Source organism: Streptomyces sp. NPDC029138 (assembly GCF_055564375.1).
Window position 1 is genome coordinate 84,002 of sequence record NZ_JBVHWM010000028.1, and the last position, 19,332, is coordinate 103,333.

A 19,332-nucleotide genomic window follows, 5' to 3' on the forward strand; every position below is an offset into this window, starting at 1 on the left:
GACCCCGCTTCTCAAGGATTGAGGACGCGATCCGTGCCATCCGCTGACAGTTCCACCCGGCGCCGGGCCCCGGCCGCCGTGGCGCCGGCCCTCGGTGCGGGCCTGCTGGCCGCGCCGGTCCCGGAGCGGGCCGGGTCGTCCGTGACAGGGCTTCCTCAAGGACGGGGAAGCCCCGTCGGCCCGTCTGGCGGAGGCTTTTGATGGTGCGACGCCTGCACGCAGGTGCCGTTGTCACAGGTGTCGTGAGCGTCAGGCGTGGCGCAGGCAGAGGGAGCCCCACTGGAATCCCGCGCCGATCCCGGACAGTACGTAGGTGTCTCCCGGGAGCGGGCTTCCCTCGGTGAGGGCGGAGTGGAGCGCGGTGAACATGCCGGCTGATCCGGTGTTGTCCAGTCGGTCGACGGTGACGGGAGCGCGCTCCGGGGGGATGCCCAGGGCGGCCATCGTCGCGGTGAGGATGTTCAGGTTCGCCTGGTGCAGGAAGAAGTACCGGACGCGGTCGATCGGCACGCCCGCGCGTCGGACGGCGTTCGTGATGTTTTCGGGCAGGCGGGCCGTCGCCGTGTTCCAGACGGCACGGCCGTCCATCCGCAGGTAGTGGTCGCCGGCGGTGACGGTGGCGCTGCTGGTCGGCATGCGGGAGCCGCCGGTGGCGATCTGGACGCCGCAGGACAGTTGGGAGCCGAGGTCGTAGGAGAGCAGGCCCGCTCCGGTGGTGCCGGTACGAGTGAGGACGACGGCCGCCGCGGCGTCCCCGAAGAAGACACCGGTGGTGCGGTCGGCGGGGTCCGTGACCCGGGAGGCGCAGTCGGCCGCGATGAGCAGGCCGGTGGTGAGGGACGGGTTCTGCAACAGGTGGGCGGCGATCAGCATGGCTTGGACGCCGTTGGCACAGGCAGCCCGGGTGACGTCCAGGGCCAGGGCGGTGTGGGCGCCGAGGGAGGCCTTGACGATCAGCGCGGTCGACGGGAGCGGCTGGTCCCCGGTGTAGGTGGCGACGATGACCGCGTCCAGGCGGTGGGGCGCGACGCCGGCCGAGTCCAGGGCCGGCGCGGCGGCGACGCACATGTCGGAGGTCGCCAGTTACAGCGGCTAACACAATGAGGTGTGGTGGTGCTGTGGGCCGTGTCTGTGAGGTGGGTTGGGCCGTTGCGAGTGCATGGGGGCATCACCGTGGATCGTGTCGGATGAGTTGTGGGAGCGGATCGAGCCGCTGTTGCCGAGGAGGGAGCGCCGGTTCCGGTATCCGGGCCGGAAGCCGTTGCCGGATCGGCAGGTGTTGTGCGGGATCTTGTATGTGCGGCACACGGACATCCAGTGGGAGTACCTGCCCAAGGAGCTGGGGTTCGGTTCCGGCATGACGTGCTGGCGCAGGTTGCGGGACTGGAACGAGGCCGGGGTATGGCAGCAGCTGCACGAGGTTTTGCTGGCCGAGCTGAACGCGGAACGGAAGCTCGACTGGTCTCGCTGCGTGGTCGACTCCTCGCACGTCAGGTCGTTAAAAGGGGGAGCCTTACGGGACCGTCGCCGGTCGACAGGGGCCGGGCCGGCTCCAAACACCACCTGATCACCGACGGACACGGCACTCCGCTCGCCGTCATCCTGACCGGCGGCAACCGCAACGACGTCACCCAGCTCCTGCCCCTGCTGGATGCCGTCCCGCCCGTCCGCGGCCGGGTCGGCCGGCCACGCCGCAGAGCGGTCACGCTCTACGCGGACCGCGGCTACGACCACGACCGCTACCGCAATCAGGTCCGCGCCCGCGGCATCGTGCCCGCCATCGCACGGCGCGGCACCGAGCACGGCTCCGGACTCGGCGTCTACCGGTGGGTGGTCGAGCGGACCTTTGCCTGGCTCCACGGCTTCCGCCGGCTGCGCGTGCGCTGGGAACGACGAGCAGACATCCACGAAGCATTCCTCAAACTGGCCTGCTGCCTGATCACCCACCGACAACTGAACTCATGGTGTTAGCCGTTGTTAGGTCGTGAACCGGCGGCCTGGGTCTTCCGCGGGCGTGATCCGCGGGAGGGTACGTGCCGTGCGCCAGGTAGTGCCGACCGGCGTTCGTCAGAGCGACGCTCCACTGCCCGCTCTCCCGGGAGACGGTGACCAGGCCCCGGTTGTGCAGTGCCTGGCAGGTGGTCTTGTAGGAGCTGGTCTCCCATAGGTCGGCAGGGCACCCGGCTAGCACCCACTGCAACACTGAGAGCTGCCGCTCATTGACCCGTCGTTCCAATGGTCCGCCTTCGACTCGATTCGCGTCAATTCGCTCGAACGAGCGGACTGACGTGGCTGTAAGCCGGTTAGACGGAGAACAGTAGGCGGGTGCTGTCCTACGGTGGGTCTGACTCCTGAGATCTCTGACCGCGGTGTCCTGATCACACTGTGTCGACCACCGGCCAGGGACAGTGCGTTGCTGGTCTCGGGCTGACTGGACGTGTCTCGATAGGGGCCTGCCGAAAAGGCGCCATCACGATTCTGACCGTCCGCACGGCCGGTGCCAGCTACATGATGAGCCGTCGTCCCGAAGGGGAACTAGCGTGATCGGCACGTCCTCTGCTTCGCGTCCTCGTCGGCGCCGGCCGGCGGGGGAGGTGGTCCTGGGAGTGGACACACACCGGGATGCCCATGTGGCCGCTGTGCTCCCCCTGGTGGGGGAAGTGATGGGTAGCGCGGAGTTCCCGGCCACCGCGGCTGGATACCGAGACCTGCTGGAGTGGGCCAGGGCGTCGGGTACGGTGCGCCGGGCCGGAGTGGAAGGTACCGGTTCCTTCGGGACGGCCCTGTCCCGCTTCCTGCTGGCTATGGGCGTGGACGTTTTCGACGTGAACCGGTTCGACCGGGCCGGCCGCCGTCGGCGCGGCAAGTCGGACCCGCTCGATGCCGAGAACGCGGCCCGGGCGGTGCTGAGCGGGCGGGCGTGCGCTCAGGCCAAGACGGGCGATGGGCCGGTGGAGATCGCCCGTATGCACAAGCTGGCCAAGGACTCGGCGGTCAAGGCCCGCACCCAGGCGATCAACCAGCTCAAGGCCGTCCTCATCCGTGCCGATCCGCAGCTGAGAGAGGAACTGGCCGGGCTGGGCAACGCAGAGCTCTTCCGCACCTGCGCAGGGCTCCTCGACGACAGCCTGAACCACGAGGCCGGCGAAGGGGCGGTGCTCCACGCCACCCACGTCACCCTGGGTCTCCTGGCCCGGCGCATCAGGCAGCTCAGCGAAGAGGCGCAGGACCTGGCAGGCCGCCTGACCCGGCTGGTTGGAACGCCACGCTCCTCAGCTGCTCGAGTTAGTGAGCATCGGCCCGGACACAGCCGTCACTTTGCTGATCACGATCGGAGACAACCCGGAACGCCTGGGCAGTGAGGCGTCCTTCGCCGCGCTGTGCGGAGTCAGCCAAGTCGAGCGTTCCTCGGGCACTCGGCAGTACCGCCACCTGAACCGGGGCGGCGACCGGCAGGCGAACGCTGCTCTGCACCGGATCGTGCAGACCCGCCTGCGCGTTGATCCGCGCACCCAGGAGTACTACGAACGCCGCACCAAGGAAGGCAAAACCCGGCGCGAGATAATCCGAAGCCTCAAGCGCTACGCGGCCCGAGAGGTCTTCCACCTGGTCAGACCTGTGCAGTCGCAACCCCCGTCATAGGGGCAGTCGTGAGACGTGAGAGGGTCTGACGCGTGAGTGAGACACCCCCGAACACCCTGCAATACCGCTTTGACGGGCCAGAAGAGGCCCCGGTCCTGATCCTGGGTCCCTCACTGGGTACCACATGGCACAGGTTGTAGAGACCGTCCAGGGGCGTCTACGCCAGTCCAGCGCGGGCACGTAATTGCAGGTCAGAGCCTCTTGGTCCGGGAGGGTCTGCCCAGTTGGTGATGGCTTTGTGATACGCGGGTGATACGGCGAGGCCCCACCGATGGCCGCCGTGGCGGGATCTCCGCGCAGATCCGTGAGATGGCGAAGCCGCACCGGAGCATGCCGGTGCGGCTTCGCCGTGAGATCGGACGCGCTGGCGAGCACGATGCGGTCGGCGACTCGTGCGGTCCATATTCTGTAACTCTCTCGGGTGCCTGATTTGCGATCGCACCCGCTCATGAGTCCTTACTAGGAGTGCGTTTCCCTCCCAGCGCTTCCGAAGACGTCGGCGCGCAGGGGTCGATGTCGATCCAGTCGCTGACGTACGACTCGGTAGTAGGAGCCAAGTGATTCGGGACGGACGCGTGGGCGACGAATCGTACGTCCGCCTTGTCGATGGCATCTCGAACGCGGAGGTGGCCACCACCACGGCGGGAGCGCCGGCCATGAAGCGGTCGTGGATCCGGCGGCGATCGGCTGCCCTCATGCCCGCGTGGTACGCCGTGGCGTCCACGCCGTCCTGCCGAAGCCGACCCGCGTACGTCCTCCGGATGGAGGTGCAGAGGATGCCCGGGGCGCATGCCTCGGCAGTCCAGCGTGCGACGGCCTCACGTTTGCCGGGGGCGAGGGTGGATGTGCGCACCGCCAGATGGATGGTGGGCCGGTCGCTCCCGGTCATCGCGACGTGATGGACGACGGGCACCGCCAGGTGTTGGAACTGTGCGACGACATCGCCCTTCGACAAGACGCTGACGTGGCTAGAGGAACCGGTCGCGGAGATCCGCTGGAAAGCCTGGCCTCTGACCCCCGCCAATGCCTTCGAGGCATGCCGTCGAACCCCAATTGGTCTTCGACGGCGGCACCGCGCGTCTCCAGAATGCGGGCACCACCCCTTTCGTGTTCCCGAGGAGTTCACCGTGTTCCTCTTGCATGCCCGGCGCCGCTGGGCCGTGTTGACCGTCCTCATACTGGCCCTGGCCCTCGTGCCGTTCTCACCGCTGGCGGCGAGACCCGCGTACGCCGCGACCGCCGTACCCGGTGATCCGCTCACCGGCAGCGGCGCCGTGACCCGATCGGTGCTGACCGCCGCGGACCTGACCAGGGGCGCGGCCACCGGCACCGTCACCGACGACGCCTTCGCGCTGCCCGCGGCGGCCGCAGCCCCGACGCACGCCTTCGAGGGCACCCTGACGCTCAACGGCGTGGCCACCGCAGGCGGTTTCCGGACCGTCAAGGACACCTACAACTACGCGGCCACCGGCGCGCTCAAGCACCTGCCGCCGGTGCGTATCGACCTCGTGCAGAACGGCAGTCACGTCATCCCTGCCGTCCGCGGTCTGCGGATCACCGGCAGCGCGTACTGGAACCTGATCGTGGGGGGCGGCCGGGCCTGGAACGAGAAGGGCGACGGCGGCCGCACCCGCGTCTCGCTGCCCTTCGCGCTGGTCGAGCGCAACGCCAACTGCGTGCACAACGGCCTGCTGACCTTCCTCTTCGACGGCAGCACGATCTCCAAGGTCCGCTACCAGATCACGCATGAGACGTGCGAGTACTTCCAGTTCGACATGTGGGGCCAGGTCGGCGCGACCTACTCCCGGCACACCGTGACCGGTGGCACCGGCCTGAAGAACGCGTACGCCGCCGAGGTCGCCAACCGTCTCCCGACCAAGCCGATCAGCGCGCTGAGCACCGACTACCCGAACGCCGGCATCGACACCAGTGCGTTCGGCAGCGGCATCACCGCCTCGGCGCTGAGTACGTACGGCGTGTCCTACGGCGGGGTGAACTACGTCGGCGCGTGTCAGACCCGGCAGGGCGCGTACCCGTACTGCAACCAGATGGTGCTGCCGTCGTACTCGCTGGCCAAGACGATGTTCGCCGGCATCGTGCTGATGCGGCTGACGCAGGTCTACGGTTCGTCCGTGCCGTCGCAGCTGATCCGCGACTGGGTCAGCGAGGCGGACACCTCCGCCTGGACCGGCGTCACGTTCCAGGACACCGCGAACATGGCCACCGGCAACTACTCCTCCAGCGCCTTCGAGTCCGACGAGTCCGGCAGCGGCATGACGGCCTTCTTCGACGCCGAGGCGTACGGGCCGAAGATGACCGCCGCGCTGGCCTTCCCGCACTCCGCCGCGCCCGGCACGCAGTGGGTCTACCACTCCTCCGACACCTTCGTGCTGGCCCGGGCGATGCAGAACTACCTGGTGTCCAAGGCCGGCGCCGGCAGCGACATCTACCGCTTCATCCGCGACCAGGTGCTGGTCCCGCTGCACCTGAGCCCGGACGTGCTGACCACCGTGCGCACCGGCAACAGCGCCACCGGGCAGCCGCTCGGCGGGTACGGCCTGTTCTACACGCAAGACGACATCGCCAAGGTCAGCCGATTCCTGAACGCCGACGGCGGGAAGATCGGCGGCGTGCAGAAGCTCGATCCGACGATGCTCGCCGACGCGATGCAGCAGAACCCGGCGAACCGCGGCCTCACCACGACCGCCGACACGACCGGCAAGACCTACCACTACCAGAGCGGCCTGTGGGCCCGGCAGTTCACCTCGGCGGACAACCCGGTGTTCACCAGCCCGGTGTACGTGCCGTTCATGTCCGGCTTCGGCGGCATCACCGCGGCGATGCTGCCCAACGGCGCCACGTACTACTACTTCAGCGACAACGACGAATTCGGGTGGTCGGCGGCGGCCGCGCAGGCGTACAAGCTGCCCGCCACCGGCTGAGGCGGCGCGGGCAGCGGGACGTGCACGGCCGTTCCGCTGCTCGGCCAGTGGCGGCTCCGGCACCGCGCATCCGCCAGCCACCTGGTCCGACGCTGACACTGCGCTTCTCCGGGCCGGAGGACCACTCGCTCCGGACGCCGTTCGTCAGCAACGGCGCGTCGCCGAGCACCAGCTGAGCACCCGCTTGCCTACCTGCTGAGCCGTAGGCGCGGCCCCCGCCGCCACAGGCGCTCCCGCTCCTGGGCGTTTGGAGCGGGGGCCGCGCCGGTCCCGTATCACTGCACGACCTACGCGCGCAGCCCGATCACCAGCACCCCCGACGTCGATGGCGTGCGCAACATGACGCTGCTGGCTGTTCGCACGCCTTGCCGAGGGGCGGGGATCGCCGCAACTCACACGCCGGCCCCGCTCCTGATCCGCGCCTTCTCGAACTCGGACACCGGCTCGCCTGCGACGCTCCAGGGCCAAGGCGCGACCGTTCCGTTGATCGCCTCGAAGACCGGACGGGCCTCGGCGCGCCGGTCGGCGGCCGTCAGCGCGTAGGCCAGCAGGTTCAGGTCGGCGAGGGCCGCGGCGTGGTGGAAGAACCCGGGCCGGGCCCAGGTGTGTGCCGCACGGTCGAGGGCCTGGCCGGCCGGTGCGTGGGACCAGTGATTGCGTGCCATCAGCGCCTCGACTCCGCCCAGGGCGAGGAGGGAGTGGTACTGCAGAACCTGGGAGGTGAGCTCGGTGGCCGCGCAGGGCGCGTCCGCAGGTGTGCGGGCGCGGACCGCGTCGGCGAAGTCCAGTACCTGGACGCGCGATCCCATCTCCTCCGGCCCCAGATAGCGCAGCATGCTCAGGTACGCTTCGCGGTTCCATCGGTCGCGGGTCAGTATCTCTTTCCACAGGCCGAGCACCTCCGGCTGACTGCGGCGCTCCAGCCGTGACAGACCCAACAGGACCACCCAGGGAGTGGGGTCCTGCGGCGCCAGTTCGGCGGCGCGCAGACAGCTGTCGGCGATGCCGGCCGCGTCCTCCAGCCGCCCCCGGGAGCGTCCGCGTTCGAGCTGCGCCCATGCGGCAAGGACGAGTGCGCTCGCATTGCGCGGCTCACGAGTGGCCCAGGCACGGGGCCCGTGCGATTCGGACAGGCGCCATGCCAGCACCGAGAGCCGGTGGGTGCGGCGGTCCCAGTCGGCCCGGCTCTGGTCCAGGAGACGGGATGTCTGGGCCATACACAGGTCCGTCGTCGCGATCGTGCCCGTACCTGTCGTCGCCCGGAGGGACTTCAGCAGCCGGCTGAGTGCAGCGTCGCCGAGCTCCGGAGCGAGACGTGCCCGTCCGCGGCGACTTGAGAAGATTGCCATGCGTACCTCGTTGAGGGCCTGGTCGTGCCCGCCTGGGTTCACGAGGCCGCAGCGACCGTTCTGGGCACGGCCCGCGAGCTGCTGCGCCAGTCGTCTCGGAGCATGCGGGATATCGCCGCATGATGGGGTGCGCCGGGGCCACCGTCCAATGCCTGTCCGGTCTGGGCGGGCTGCCTGCCAGGCATACCTCCAGTTCTCGGGAGCCTGCCGGCGGTCGGAGCGGCTTCGTGTCGTGGCGAGGGCCGTGGTCTGTAGTCGTCGCTGCGGTTCAGAGGCGGGCGGCGACCTGGGGTCCGTACCTCTCGACACAAAAGCGTGACAACCCGGACGCGAATGCCTCGATGCTGTGCAGCGCATAGTGGCCGGCGTCCCACGCCGCGTGCAGGTGGATCTGCAGCGGCTCGTCCGCGCTGTCGAGGATCAGCAGCGGGTGAAGGTCGAAGCGGGGATCGTCGGAGACCACCGCGACACCGTGGCCTGAAGCGGCCATGGCCTGTGCGACGTGCGGGGTGTCGCACTCGAGCACGATGTCGTACGAGGCGTCCGCATTCTGCACGGCATGGTCCAGGATGCGGCGGGTGCCGTGCGCCGGGGTGAGGACGATGAGGGGCTCCGCGGCGAGTTCCCTGATGGTGACGCGGTCCCGGCCCGCCCAGGCGTGGTCGTCACGGACGTAGGCCCACAGCGGCAGGCGGGCCACCGGGATCCCGGCGAAACGGCTCCTCGGAGGTGCCGAGGAGATGGCCACATCGGCGCCCCTCGCAAGGGCCTGGTACGCATGTGCCGGACTCTCCGCCTGCACGGTGACGAGCGGATCCTCCGGCCCCCAGGTGGCCAGGAACGGCGCGATCACGTCGGTGATGGTGGTGGGCGGCGCCGCCACGGTGATCCGCATGGCACGACCGGCAGCCAGCGCACCGACCGCGGACTCGGCAGCGTCCGCGCGAGCGACCAGGTCCCGGGCCAGGGGAAGGAAGCGCCGGCCGGCCGCCGTCAGGACCATCTGCTTGCCGCCGCGGTCGAAGAGCGTCATCCCCAAGGTCCGTTCCAGACCGCGCAGTTGGCGCGACAGTGAGGGCTGGGCGACACGGACCACCTCGGCGGCCTTGGTGACCGAACCGGTCTCCACGATGGTCAGGAAGTAGCGCAGCACTCGGATTTCCATGGCGGTGGTCCTTTGGGAGACGGAGGAGGCGTGACACCTTCATGCCTCGGAGGCATGGTAATCAACCCTGCCAAGTATTTGAGGCTATGGCTGACCGGATGCATTCTTGTCCCACCGGAATTCCTGGTTATCGGCACCCGAATCTCCGGCGACTTCCCCTCGTACAACATCCTTTTGATTGGCTGGTTCCCAGATGGCCCGCCCCCTGCCCCTGATCCTCGCTCAGGCGCCCGGCCGCCCGGCCGACGACCTCGCAGGCTTTGCCACCGACGTGGAGCGGCGCGTGAAACTGCACGCACACGCACGCGGCGCCCTCGTCGTCTATCCCGAACTGCACCTCGGCGAGAGCGCCCCCGGCGTCCCGGCCGTCCCGGAGGAGGGGGCCGAGCCGCTCGACGGCAAACGCGATGCGGCCTTCGCCGAGCTCGCGGGGAATCTGGGCATCTGGCTGGTACCCGGCAGTGTCTACGAGCGAGGCACCGGCGACCGCGTCCACAACACGACACCGGTCTATTCACCACAGGGTGAGCGCCTCGGCGCGTACCGCAAGATCTGCCCGTGGCGCCCGTACGAGACGACCACACCCGGCAACCGGTTCGAGGTCGTCGACCTCCCCGGGGTCGGCCGCATAGGACTGTCCATCTGCTACGACGCCTGGTTCCCGGAGATCTCCCGCCATCTGGCCTGGATGGGTGCAGAGCTGATCGTCAACGTGGTCCGCACGTCGACGAGCGACCGCGCGCAGGAAGTCGTCCTCAACCGCGCCAACGCCATCGCCAATCAGGTCTTCGTCGCCAGTGTCAACTCCGCCGCCCCATCCGGGACCGGCCGCAGCCTCGTCATCGACCCGCAAGGCACGGTGCGCGCCGAAACCGTCGATGCCGGCGACTCCACCCTCACCGACGTGATCGACCTCGACGAGGTCAGCAACGTCCGCCGCTACGGCACCGCCGGTCTCAACCGGATCTGGGAGCAGTTCCGCCCCGGCGACCCGGCCCTCGAACTCCCCCTGTACGGGGGTCGCATCGACCCCGCCACCTGGAACCCCGCCCATTCCACCGAGGAGCCACGATGTTGAACAGCGAGACCACACAGAGCACGATGAGACTGAAGGGTGACCTGAGTCTTCTCTCCGTCGTCCTGTTCGGTCTGGCCTACATCTCGCCCGGCATCGTCGTCACGATCTTCGGCGTGGTCGCCGCCACCAGCGGCGGCGCGGCCCCGACCGCGTTCGCCATCGCGACCCTCGCGATGCTGCTCACCGGGCTGAGTTACGCGAAGATGGCGCGCGCCGTGCCCGGTGCGGGGTCGGTCTACACCTATGCCCGCAAGATGCTCGACAGCCGCATCGGGTTCTTGTCCGGCTGGGCGATGCTGCTCGACTACTTCTTCATCCCGATGGTCGGCTGGCTGATCACGGCGATCTACTTCCATGCCCAGTTCCCCGAGGTACCCAAGTGGATCTGGCTGATCGTCTCGGTGGGCATCACCACTGCCATCAACGTCTTCGGCATGAAGCTCGCGGACCGCGTCAACAAGGTCCTGATGTTCATCGCTCTGGGGTCATTGGTCCTCTTCGCCACCCTGTGTGTCGTCTTCCTCGGCAAGCACGGCTCCTCCGCCCCCGCCACGGACGCCCTGTGGAACTCCGGCACGTCGATCAGCGCGGTCACGGCGGCCGCCGCCATCGCCGCGTACTCCTTCCTCGGCTTCGACGCCGTCTCCACGCTGGGCGAGGAGGCCAGGGGCGGGGCGAGGACGATCGGCCGCGGCATCATCGGCTGCGTCATCGCCGCCGGAGCGATCTTCATCGTGCTGTCCTTCGTGATGCAGCTGGTCCACCCCGGCGCGAAGTTCGCCGACGTCGACGCGGCCGCCTACCACCTGAAGGTCCAGGTCGGCGGCAAGACGTACGCCGAGATCATCAACTTCGTCACCATCGCCGGATCCATCGCCTCCTGCATCGCCCTGCAAGCCTCCGCCGCCCGCCTCATGTACGTCATGGGACGCGACGGCGCACTGCCCAAGGCCGTCTTCGGCAACCTTTCGGGGAAGACCGGCACGCCCGTCCTGAACCTGCTGCTGACCGCGGCCGCCGGTGTCATCGCCATGAAACTCGATCTGACCACGGCCACCTCGTTCATCAACTTCGGCGCCTTCCTCGGCTTCACCCTGGTGAACATCTGCGTGATCGCCCATCTGGTCCGAGAGCGCGGACACGGCCACACCCCCAACCTCTTCTCGTACCTGGTGATGCCTGCCATCGGCGCCGGCGTTTCCCTCTACCTGCTCACGAAGCTCGGTGATGTCGCACTCCAGATCGGCGGCGTATGGCTGGGTATCGGCGTCGTCTACCTGGCCGTCCTGACCAAGGGCTTCCGCCGGCCCGCACCGGAGATGACCTTCGACGACGACACCGCGGCCACGGACGCAGTCACCGTGTAGCTCCCCTCCAGACGCCAGGAGACGAGCATGCCCTCGACAACTGCTGAACTGGTGCATGACCCGAGCCTCGGAGACCTGCTGATCCACCGAGAGGTGGTCCTCGAAGGACTCGATGCTCCGCAGCGCGCCGCCCGTACCGTCCTGGCCGACGTCCTGGACGGCAAGGCGGAGGATCAGCTCTTCGACGCCTTCGAGCAGCTTCCCGGTATGCTCCAGGCCGCTGCCCGTGCGGCTGGGGCCGGTGGAGCACAGCTGTTCGTGGCGGACCTGCAAGAGGACGTACTGCGGGAGGTCACCGGCGTCGGGCCGGACGCCGGTCACGGCGGGCACGAGGCACGCATCGAGGGCACTCTGGCCGGCCGCGCCTACCAGACACTCGAGATCGACGCCGACCGCCCGCACAACAGTGGTGTGGGCGGTCGGATCCCGGGCTGTCAGGCGGTGACCCTGCCGAAGAGGTGGTTGGCAGGAGCGTTCGGGTCGTTGCCGTAGAAGAACTCGGTGAGGGCTTGGTGGAATTCGGCGCGGTCCAGCCCACCGGAGCCGTCCCTGTCCAGAGCGGCGAAGACCGTGGCGCAGTCCTCGCCGGGCACACCGGCGACCGAGTCGAACATCTGCTGGAACTCGGCCTGGTCGATCTTGCCGTCCGTGTTGAGGTCGACGAGGTCGAAGAAGCAGTCGGTGACCGGCGCGATCTGCTGCGGATAGAGGGCGGGATCGGTCAGGACGCTCCTGAAGCCTTCGGTCATCTCCCGCAGATCGACCTTCCCGTCACCGTCCTGGTCCATAGGGGCGATCACATTCGTCCAGAACCCGTCCATTCCCTCGATGAGTCGGCGGGCGGTCGCGGAGTCCGGCGCGGTGTCTCGGACGGCGATATAACGCTCGCTCATGGCGCGGACGTCTTGCTGGGTGATGAACCCGTCGCCGTCGACGTCGGCGCCCCTGAACCACTGGCCGTACTTGAGGTCTTGAAGTGCAGTCACGACTGCGTACAGTATTCATCTGATTACGCAAACGCAAAACGAGAGACAGGCGGCTTGCGTGTCAGTGTTCGAGGTGAGGTGGTGCGAAGGCGAGCACCTCCGGAAGAGGGACGTCGTAGCGCTCGACGTCGACGAGCGCGCTGTGGGCGCTCGGTCCCTGGGACAGGCGCGAGCACCCTCGGTCGGCCGTGAGGGTGTTCGGATTGCCGTGGCGGTCCAAGGTGCCGCTCCGGCCTGGCTTGGCCGGGTCCCACCACGCTCCGGTGGACAGTTGGATGACGCCTGGCATGACGTCGTCCGACAGGACCGCCCCCGCCAGGCAGCTGCCGCGGTCGTTGTGGATGCGTACGATCATGCCGTTCTCGATGCCACGGGAAGCGGCGTCCAGCGGATTGATCGTCACGGGCTCACGGCCACGGATCTTCGACTTGAGGCTGTGGCCGCCGTTGTCGTACTGGCTGTGCAGGCGTGAGGCGGGCTGATTCGAGATCAGGTGCAGCGGGAACCGGTCCGCCAGACCGGCACGGAGCCACTCCACTGGTTCGAACCACGCCGGATGCCCGGTGCAGTCGTCGTAACCGAACGAGTCGATCTCCTCGGAGAAGATCTCGATCCGGCCCGACGGGGTCGCAAGGGGAAAGCGCTGCGGATCCGCGCGGAGTGCCTCGAAGTCGCCGGGGAACGGTCCGCTGAGCGCCGGCAGTTCAGCCGTGGAGTTTCGCCAGAAGTCCTCGAAGCTCGGCAAGGCCCCGTCGTTGCCGAGGTCGGCCCTCGTCTGCTCGTAGAGGTGCCGGACCCATTCGATCTCGGAGTGTGACTGGGTGAACTCGCACTCGTATCCGAGCCGGGAGGCCAGGGTGGTGAAGATGTGGTGGTCGGTGCGTGACTCGCCTTCCGGCTCACGGACTTTCGGCATCGCGACGAGGTGGGGGTCGGAGAATCCGGCGGCGAAGTCGTCGCGCTCCAGGCTGGTGGCGACGGGAAGGACGATGTCGGCGAACTTGGCCGTGGTGTTCCACCAGGCTTCGTGAACCACCACCGTGTCAGGGGTCTGCCAGGCGCGGGTCAAGCGGTGGAGATCCTGGTGGTGGTGGAACGGGTTCCCTCCGCACCAGTAGATCAGGCGGAGCTCGGGCAAGGTCAGGCGCCGGCCGTCGTAGTCGATGGTCCTGCCCGGATGCAGCAGGGTGTCGGCGATCCGTGCGACAGGGATGAAATCCGCGACAGGGTTGGGAACCCGGGGAATCGACGCCACGGAGGGCCGGCCGGGGGCGACGCCGGTCGCGTCCATCGTCGCGTAGCCCGCGCCCCAGCCGCAGCCGGGCCGTCCCATCGAGCCCGCCATGGCGGCCAGCACGACCGACATCCAGATCGGCTGCTCGCCGTGGTCCGCCCGTTGAATCGCGTAGTTGACCATGATGAGCGAACGTTGCGTGGACAGGCGGCGAGCCAGTTCGGTGATCGTGTCCCGACTCATGCCGGTGATCCTCGCTGCCCAGGCGGCATCCTTGGCGACGCCGTCGAATGCGCCGGTCAAGTAGGAGGCGAAGCGGTCGAACCCGACGCAGCAACGGCGAAGGAAGTCCTCGTCGTGCCAGCCGTTGACCAGCATGGTGTGTGCAATGCCGAGCATCGCGGCGGTGTCGGTGTTGGGGATGACGGGCAGCCACTCGGCGTCGAGGAAGCCGGCGGTGTCGCTGCGGATAGGGCTGATGTTCACGAACCGCACCCCGGACGCACGGCACCGGCGCTGCAGGTCCTGCGTCTGGTGTCTGGCCAGTCCGCCGGGGTTGATCTGGCTGTTCTTCAGGGCCAGCCCTCCGAACGCCACCACCAGCTCACAGTTCTCGCCGATCTCGTCCCACATCGGCATCCGGGACTGGTAGCTCCACGGAGCTCCGCCGATCACATGGGGGAGGATGACCTCCAAAGCCGCGGTGCTGTACGTGTTGCGGGAGTCGGTGTATCCCCCGCCCAACGCCAGGAACCGGTGGAGTTGCTGCTGCGCGTTGTGGAACGCGCCCGCACTCGCCCAGCCGTAGGAGCCGCCGAACACGGCGCTGTCTCCGTGCTGTGAACGCACTCGGCGCAGTTCCTCGCTCACCAGGGTGATCGCGTCGTCCCAGCTCACCTCCACGAAGGCGTCCGTGCCCCTGGCCGTGTCGTGGGCGCGCGGCAGGCCGTTCAGCCAACCCTTGCGCACCGCGGGACGCAATATGCGGGCGCTGTCGTCGGCGGCCGTCACCATTCCGGGTCCGATGGGCGACGGCGCGTGGTCGTCGCCCCTCGGCTCGATGCGCACCAGCCGACCGGAATCGACCACCGCGACGAAACTGCCCCAGTGCGTCGCGACCGACATGCGTCGTTCCACGATGCCTCAACTCCGTCCGTGAAGTTCCCCGGCTCTCGGACAGCGGCCACTCATGTCGCAGGAGTTCCACGCAAGTTGACGGGCCACAGGACACAGACTCCCCCTATGGCCCGCTGCCGAACCCTGTAGGTGCACGAGCCTGCCAACGGCCGCACGGAAGCGCCGCCCGCAGTGACTCGCCTCAGCGAGCATCTGCCGTCAACCGAGCGTTCGAGGGACCTGGGAAAGGCTCCTGCCCTACGCCTTGTCGATTCCCGTGGGTCTTCGTACAGGGCACGCGGTCCCCGGCAGCCCTGCGCCCTGCTGTCGCTGAGCGCCGGGCATGTCAGGACGGTGGGGGAAAGCGGACGGCGAGCAGGGCCCGGTCGTCAGGGAAGGCCGCCTCGGGCTGGTGGTGCAGGAACCGGTCGCACAGCTCGGCGATGTCCAGGCCGCTGGTGGTGCGGGCGGGCTCGGTCAGTCGCCGCATCCCGATGGCCAGGTCCTCGCGACGGCGCTCGATCAGGCCGTCGGCGTAAAGCAGCAGCGTGTCGCTCCCGGTCACGATGGTGTCTGCCTGCCGGTAGCGGATGCCCCGGACGGGGCCGAGGGGCGGGGAGATGGCGTGGTTGCGGTAGGTGCTGGCGCCGTCGGCGTGGATGAGCAGCGGCGGCGGGTGGCCGGCGGTCGCGTAGGTCAGGGTTCGGCTGCGGCGGTCGAAGACCAGGTAGCAGGTGGTGGCCATCCGCTCCGGGTGATAGCGGCCGAGGAAGGCGAGGACGGCGGCGGGGTCGGTGCCGCAGCGCGGCGCGATGTTGCGCAGGGCGGCGGTGACCTGGGCCATGACGGTCGCTTCGGGCAGTCCGTGGCCGACGACGTCGCCGATGCTCAGGCCGATGTGATCGGCGGCCACGTCGTAGACGTCGTACCAGTCGCCGCCGACCGAGAGCAGATCGCTGCCCGGGGCGTAGCAGGTGGCCGTCTCCAGGCCGGGAAGCAGGGGCAGCCGGGGCAGCAGGCTCAGCTGCAGGCGCTCGGCGACCCGGTGCTCGTGCTTGTGCAGGCCCGCCCGGCGCAGGGCCTGGGCGATCTGCTAGGCCACTGCCGTCACATGCGCCGAAGCGGGGGAAGTGTCCGAACCGTAGACGATCAGCATGCCCAGCTGGTCGCCGTCCGCCTCCAGCGACAACGCGAGGGGGACACCATCCTTGGTCTCACGGGGCAGCGAGGCGTCCGCGCTGGACGGCCGGTCCAGGTCGGTCCAGCCGTGCCCGCGTCGGTCGGAAGGCCGTTGTCTTCCGGCTGCAGGGGCGGTACCAGTCGTGCCGAGTGCAGATAGAGCTCCGCCCGAGGTGGCTCCCAGGGCGGCCGGCGCCACGTCGCTGACGACGCGGGAAACCTGGGCAAGGGTTATCGCCGCGGCCAGAGCGGCGGTCAGGTCGTACAGGTGCTGCAACTGGGAGCGGGCTGTTTGCTCGGCGACCAGCAGCCGTGCCCGGTCCACTTCGGTGGTGCGGCGGAAGACCACCTCCCGGTTCAGCGCCGAAGACGGCGAGAGCGCCCTGCAGGACTTCATCGGTGCCGACGACCAGGCGGTGGAACTCGTGGAGGACTACTACACCCTGGCCTCGCTGCTGGCCGAACTCGACGATCGCGACCGGCAGATCATCCACATGAGGTTCGTGGAGGAACTCACCCAGGCCACGGGTCCTGGGGCGCCTGCGTGAAGGCATGCTCACCCACCGCTGAGATCATCGGCAACGCGATGCCAGCGGCATCGCCCTGGAGATCAAACGGGTCGATAGCGCACGCATGCCGATGTTGATCTCCTACGTGATCAAGCACGGCATCGCCGGCGAGCCCCTGCTGATCCGTGCACCACCGTCTTCGACGCCCGGGACTGCCGCGCCTACGAGGCCGAACTCGTGCGAGCTGCGCGAGCACGGCCCGGCCGGGCCCGCGTTCTGGCGCTTCGGCCGCGACCACTGCGAGCCGCTGCTGGACGCGATCGGCAATGCCCTCCGGGACGCCCACCTCGCCCGCCGCCAGGCCGCCAGGGAAGAGGAACGGCGCCGTGCGGAGCGGGAGGCGCGGCGGCCGGTGTGCAAGGACTGCGGGCAGACCCGCACCTGTGCCAGGACTGCCAGGACCGGGCCGTCGCAGCACAAGCGCAGGCCGAAGCCGACGAACGCGAGCGCCTGGCGCAGGAGCGCCGCGCCTGCGCCAGGAGGCAGAGGAACAGGCCGCCGCGCAGAAGGCCGGCGGCTGGCTCTCCCGCTTCCGCACCTGACCCTGGCAAGCCGCGGCCACCGACCACGCGGGCAAGCCCAAGGCGGTGCTGGGCAAGCCCGCGTTGTCGGTGGCGGCTGCAACGCTGATCAGAGGAACGGAGATGAGCAGCTGCTGAACGGCCGGGTCTACGGCGCGGAACACGACGACCCCAACCCCGGCCCGCTCCCACACCGGACCTACGCCGAACTGGTCGGCGGGCCGCTGGACGGCCCGCTGCTGCCCATCCACGGGTGGCGGACCGAGGAAGTCGACGACGGTGTCGCCCTGTCCGCCGAGCTGTCGCGGTGGCCCGGCGGCCGCGCCCTGTACGACCCGCGCCCCGGCGAACCCCGCACGCCCGGCCCGGGTGTGAGCTGCCGCTTCTACTACTCCGGCGACACACCATGACCACAGGCCCGACCATGGGCCCGACCACGGCACCGGTCGCCCCGACCACAGACCCGACCACGGCAGGTCAGGAGTCGGTGATGTGGTCGAACCCGCTCAGCATCGGCGTCAACTCCTGAGCGCACCCGCACAGCGTGCACAGCCGCGTCCCCGGGTTCTCCGCGACGTTCAACGCGTGCTCCACGTCGAGCAGCGGTGCGCCCTGCGGCGCCTCTTCGCGGTCCGGCGCGTGCAGCACGCCCCGGGCCGGGCCCCGCCCCTCACGCACCTTCGCCAGCATCCACCCGAAGGCCGGCGCTTCCCGAGCACCTCGCGGACCGCCGACTTCGCTGACGGCTCCAACCGCTCGGTGGCGACCTGGTCGTAGTCGACACCCTCGACCGGCCGCACATGGTCGGGCGCGCGGACCCACACCCGGTACTCCGCCGCCTCCACCCCACCGTCCAACTGGTGGAGAGGCAGTACTCGGATCGTGCGCTATTCGGCTCTCGGGTAAGCAGCACTGGGTAGGTCCGCCAGTGAGCTTCTGTGAAGGGAGTGCTGCGCTCGGCAGACGAGCCGGGTTTTCGAGCGTTCGCCTGCTGAGTGCAGGAACTGCTGGAGGGGACCGGGAGCGCTGTGGCCGGCCATGCGATCCGGGCACTGAGAAAGTTTTCATCGTGATTTCGCAGGTCATGGTGCTGGTGTGGGCTTGTGATGACGTACTCGTGGCGGTCAGGAGCGTGATCGTTGCGGAGAGATCGTCGGTCACCGCTGGCGAATGACGCCCCCTCCAAGAAATGATCTCGGAGAGATTAATTGCAAGATCGGTTACCGTGGATGCAGAACCGGCGAGCCGTCGAGCCGTACGCCAATCCGAACACCCCTCCCTCATTCGGAGTCATTCCAGGGCGGGCTCTTTTGGCAGTCGACCGTATGGGCAGGGACGTCGACGACAGATACCACTGGCAGATGCCGCTCGACGAAAGGGACCGTCCATGCGCAAGATCGCTCTCCTGCTTGGTTTGGCACTCTCCGCAAGCGTGGCTGCGGCCGTCCCGGCCGCAGCCAACGGCCCCGGCTACCCCCCGAGCAACCAGGCGGTGGTCATCAGCAACGCCTCGACCGGCTTCTACCTGCAGACCGACACTCAGAATGAGAACCGGCCGCAGTACGTCCAGGTGTGGTACCCCTGGCCGCTGGCCAATGAGGGCTCGGGGTCGGTCTGGCGACTCAAGCAGAAGTACGGCGACCACTACGTCATCGAGACCGAACCGATCAAGAACCCGACCCCGGCCTGTCTGACGGTGCCGGACAACGCGAAGGACAACGGCCCGCTGACCGTGACCAACTGCAACGGCGGTCCGGCACAGGACTGGATCGTCCGCGAGGACGGCACCTCCGAGACCTACACCATCACCCCGGCCGGAGCGAACTTCCGGCAGTGGGCAATCACTTCGCAGTCGCAGAACTACCCCCACCCTGATGTGTACGTGACCCTCAAGCACTTCACCGGAACCAACGCGCCCACCAACATGCGCTGGAAGATCGACCCGAGGTCGGCCGCCTGACCTCCCGGTCAAGGAAGGCTGACAGGCGCGGCGGCCCCGCGCGGCTGCTGCGGACCTGCGCCCTGGGAGAAGCCGACAGAGCCGGATCTGCTGACCCCTCTCGCCATCGGGTGAACGGTGACCCTCTGACGGCGGGGGGGGGGGGGGGGGGGGGGGGGGGGGGGGGGGGGGGGGGGGGGGGGGGGGGGGGGGGGGGGGGGGGGGGGGGGGGGGGGGGGGGGGGG

14 protein-coding genes and 3 pseudogenes are annotated in these 19,332 nt (G+C 68.8%); 9 read left to right on the forward strand and 8 right to left on the reverse strand.

Annotated elements, in window-relative coordinates:
• Window positions 1-249: 249 nt before the first annotated feature.
• Window positions 250-1,068: a 3-oxoacyl-ACP synthase III family protein gene (locus ACZ4WH_RS22320; RefSeq protein ID WP_468182998.1), complete on the reverse strand. Its 819-nt coding sequence runs from the start codon at window positions 1,066-1,068 to the stop codon at window positions 250-252.
• Between the two features lie 91 nt (window positions 1,069-1,159).
• Between ACZ4WH_RS22320 and ACZ4WH_RS22325 the strand changes: the two genes are divergently transcribed.
• From ACZ4WH_RS22325 to ACZ4WH_RS22335, 3 genes and pseudogenes are all read left to right on the forward strand, one after another.
• Window positions 1,160-1,971, forward strand: a protein-coding gene (locus ACZ4WH_RS22325; protein WP_468183000.1) for an IS5 family transposase whose coding sequence is annotated in 2 segments (ribosomal slippage) — window positions 1,160-1,483 and window positions 1,486-1,971 — 810 coding nt in all. Because the reading frame shifts where the segments join, the coding sequence is not laid out codon by codon here.
• Between the two features lie 569 nt (window positions 1,972-2,540).
• Window positions 2,541-3,642 (forward strand): annotated as a pseudogene (locus tag ACZ4WH_RS22330) (IS110 family RNA-guided transposase).
• Window positions 3,643-4,769: 1,127 nt separating this feature from the next.
• Window positions 4,770-6,584, forward strand: coding sequence for a serine hydrolase domain-containing protein (locus ACZ4WH_RS22335; RefSeq protein WP_468183002.1), 1,815 nt, complete (start codon window positions 4,770-4,772; stop codon window positions 6,582-6,584).
• Window positions 6,585-6,976: 392 nt separating this feature from the next.
• Here the strand turns inward: ACZ4WH_RS22335 and ACZ4WH_RS22340 are convergent, their stop codons facing one another.
• Entirely contained in the window at window positions 6,977-7,801 is an 825-nt protein-coding gene (locus ACZ4WH_RS22340) for a hypothetical protein (RefSeq protein ID WP_468183004.1), read from the reverse strand.
• A 400-nt stretch (window positions 7,802-8,201) separates the two neighbouring features.
• Entirely contained in the window at window positions 8,202-9,098 is an 897-nt protein-coding gene (locus ACZ4WH_RS22345; RefSeq protein ID WP_468183006.1) for a LysR family transcriptional regulator, read from the reverse strand.
• 193 nt (window positions 9,099-9,291) lie between these two features.
• Here ACZ4WH_RS22345 and ACZ4WH_RS22350 point away from each other — a divergent pair, with 193 nt between their 5' ends.
• Genes ACZ4WH_RS22350 through ACZ4WH_RS22360 form a run of 3 tightly spaced genes read left to right on the forward strand, consistent with a single transcriptional unit; the run spans window position 9,292 to window position 12,035 of the window.
• Window positions 9,292-10,176 (forward strand): carbon-nitrogen hydrolase family protein, encoded by an 885-nt coding sequence (locus ACZ4WH_RS22350; protein WP_468183030.1) that lies wholly within the window; start codon window positions 9,292-9,294, stop codon window positions 10,174-10,176.
• A gap of 23 nt (window positions 10,177-10,199) precedes the next feature.
• Window positions 10,200-11,543 carry an APC family permease gene (locus ACZ4WH_RS22355; RefSeq protein WP_468183008.1) on the forward strand — a complete coding sequence of 448 codons (1,344 nt, stop codon included), beginning with the start codon at window positions 10,200-10,202 and terminating at the stop codon, window positions 11,541-11,543.
• A gap of 27 nt (window positions 11,544-11,570) precedes the next feature.
• Window positions 11,571-12,035, forward strand: coding sequence for a hypothetical protein (locus ACZ4WH_RS22360; protein WP_468183010.1), 465 nt, complete (start codon window positions 11,571-11,573; stop codon window positions 12,033-12,035).
• Here ACZ4WH_RS22360 and ACZ4WH_RS22365 read toward each other — a convergent pair.
• The 4 genes from ACZ4WH_RS22365 to ACZ4WH_RS22380 form a co-directional block, all read right to left on the reverse strand.
• Window positions 11,978-12,529 (reverse strand): EF-hand domain-containing protein, encoded by a 552-nt coding sequence (locus tag ACZ4WH_RS22365; RefSeq protein ID WP_468183012.1) that lies wholly within the window; start codon window positions 12,527-12,529, stop codon window positions 11,978-11,980. The genes ACZ4WH_RS22360 and ACZ4WH_RS22365 overlap by 58 nt on opposite strands.
• 61 nt (window positions 12,530-12,590) lie before the next feature.
• Complete coding sequence (locus tag ACZ4WH_RS22370) at window positions 12,591-14,888, reverse strand: molybdopterin-dependent oxidoreductase (protein ID WP_468183014.1); 2,298 nt, start codon at window positions 14,886-14,888, stop codon at window positions 12,591-12,593.
• Window positions 14,889-15,225: 337 nt separating this feature from the next.
• A complete protein-coding gene (locus tag ACZ4WH_RS22375; protein ID WP_468183016.1) occupies window positions 15,226-15,792 on the reverse strand; it encodes a PP2C family protein-serine/threonine phosphatase in 567 nt (188 codons plus the stop codon).
• A gap of 180 nt (window positions 15,793-15,972) precedes the next feature.
• Window positions 15,973-16,407, reverse strand: a complete 435-nt coding sequence (locus ACZ4WH_RS22380) for a hypothetical protein (protein ID WP_468183018.1) — start codon at window positions 16,405-16,407, stop codon at window positions 15,973-15,975.
• Between the two features lie 13 nt (window positions 16,408-16,420).
• On the opposite strand from ACZ4WH_RS22380, the pseudogene ACZ4WH_RS22385 reads away from it, so the two are divergent.
• Window positions 16,421-16,582 (forward strand): annotated as a pseudogene (locus ACZ4WH_RS22385) (sigma factor-like helix-turn-helix DNA-binding protein); the annotation flags it as partial.
• Window positions 16,583-17,279: 697 nt separating this feature from the next.
• The gene (locus ACZ4WH_RS22390; RefSeq protein ID WP_468183032.1) at window positions 17,280-17,558 is read left to right on the forward strand and encodes a hypothetical protein; all 279 of its coding nucleotides are present in this window, start codon (window positions 17,280-17,282) and stop codon (window positions 17,556-17,558) included.
• Window positions 17,559-17,625: 67 nt separating this feature from the next.
• Here ACZ4WH_RS22390 and ACZ4WH_RS22395 read toward each other — a convergent pair.
• Window positions 17,626-18,002: pseudogene (locus ACZ4WH_RS22395) on the reverse strand (DUF6233 domain-containing protein); the annotation flags it as partial.
• Between the two features lie 533 nt (window positions 18,003-18,535).
• Between ACZ4WH_RS22395 and ACZ4WH_RS22400 the strand changes: the two are divergent.
• On the forward strand, window positions 18,536-19,108 hold the full coding sequence (locus ACZ4WH_RS22400) for a hypothetical protein (RefSeq protein ID WP_468183020.1): 573 nt from the start codon (window positions 18,536-18,538) through the stop codon (window positions 19,106-19,108).
• The last annotated feature ends 224 nt before the right edge of the window (window positions 19,109-19,332 follow it).

Excerpts from the sequence above, each read along its gene's own strand:
- ACZ4WH_RS22340 (WP_468183004.1), bottom strand. The coding sequence starts at position 7,801 with ATGGCCCAGACATCCCGTCTCCTGGACCAGAGCCGGGCCGACTGGGAC.
- ACZ4WH_RS22345 (WP_468183006.1), bottom strand. The coding sequence starts at position 9,098 with ATGGAAATCCGAGTGCTGCGCTACTTCCTGACCATCGTGGAGACCGGT.
- ACZ4WH_RS22355 (WP_468183008.1), top strand. The coding sequence starts at position 10,200 with ATGAGACTGAAGGGTGACCTGAGTCTTCTCTCCGTCGTCCTGTTCGGT.
- ACZ4WH_RS22400 (WP_468183020.1), top strand. The coding sequence starts at position 18,536 with ATGCGCAAGATCGCTCTCCTGCTTGGTTTGGCACTCTCCGCAAGCGTG.
- ACZ4WH_RS22350 (WP_468183030.1), top strand. The coding sequence starts at position 9,292 with ATGGCCCGCCCCCTGCCCCTGATCCTCGCTCAGGCGCCCGGCCGCCCG.
- ACZ4WH_RS22370 (WP_468183014.1), bottom strand. The coding sequence starts at position 14,888 with ATGTCGGTCGCGACGCACTGGGGCAGTTTCGTCGCGGTGGTCGATTCC.
- ACZ4WH_RS22320 (WP_468182998.1), bottom strand. The coding sequence starts at position 1,068 with ATGTGCGTCGCCGCCGCGCCGGCCCTGGACTCGGCCGGCGTCGCGCCC.
- ACZ4WH_RS22360 (WP_468183010.1), top strand. The coding sequence starts at position 11,571 with ATGCCCTCGACAACTGCTGAACTGGTGCATGACCCGAGCCTCGGAGAC.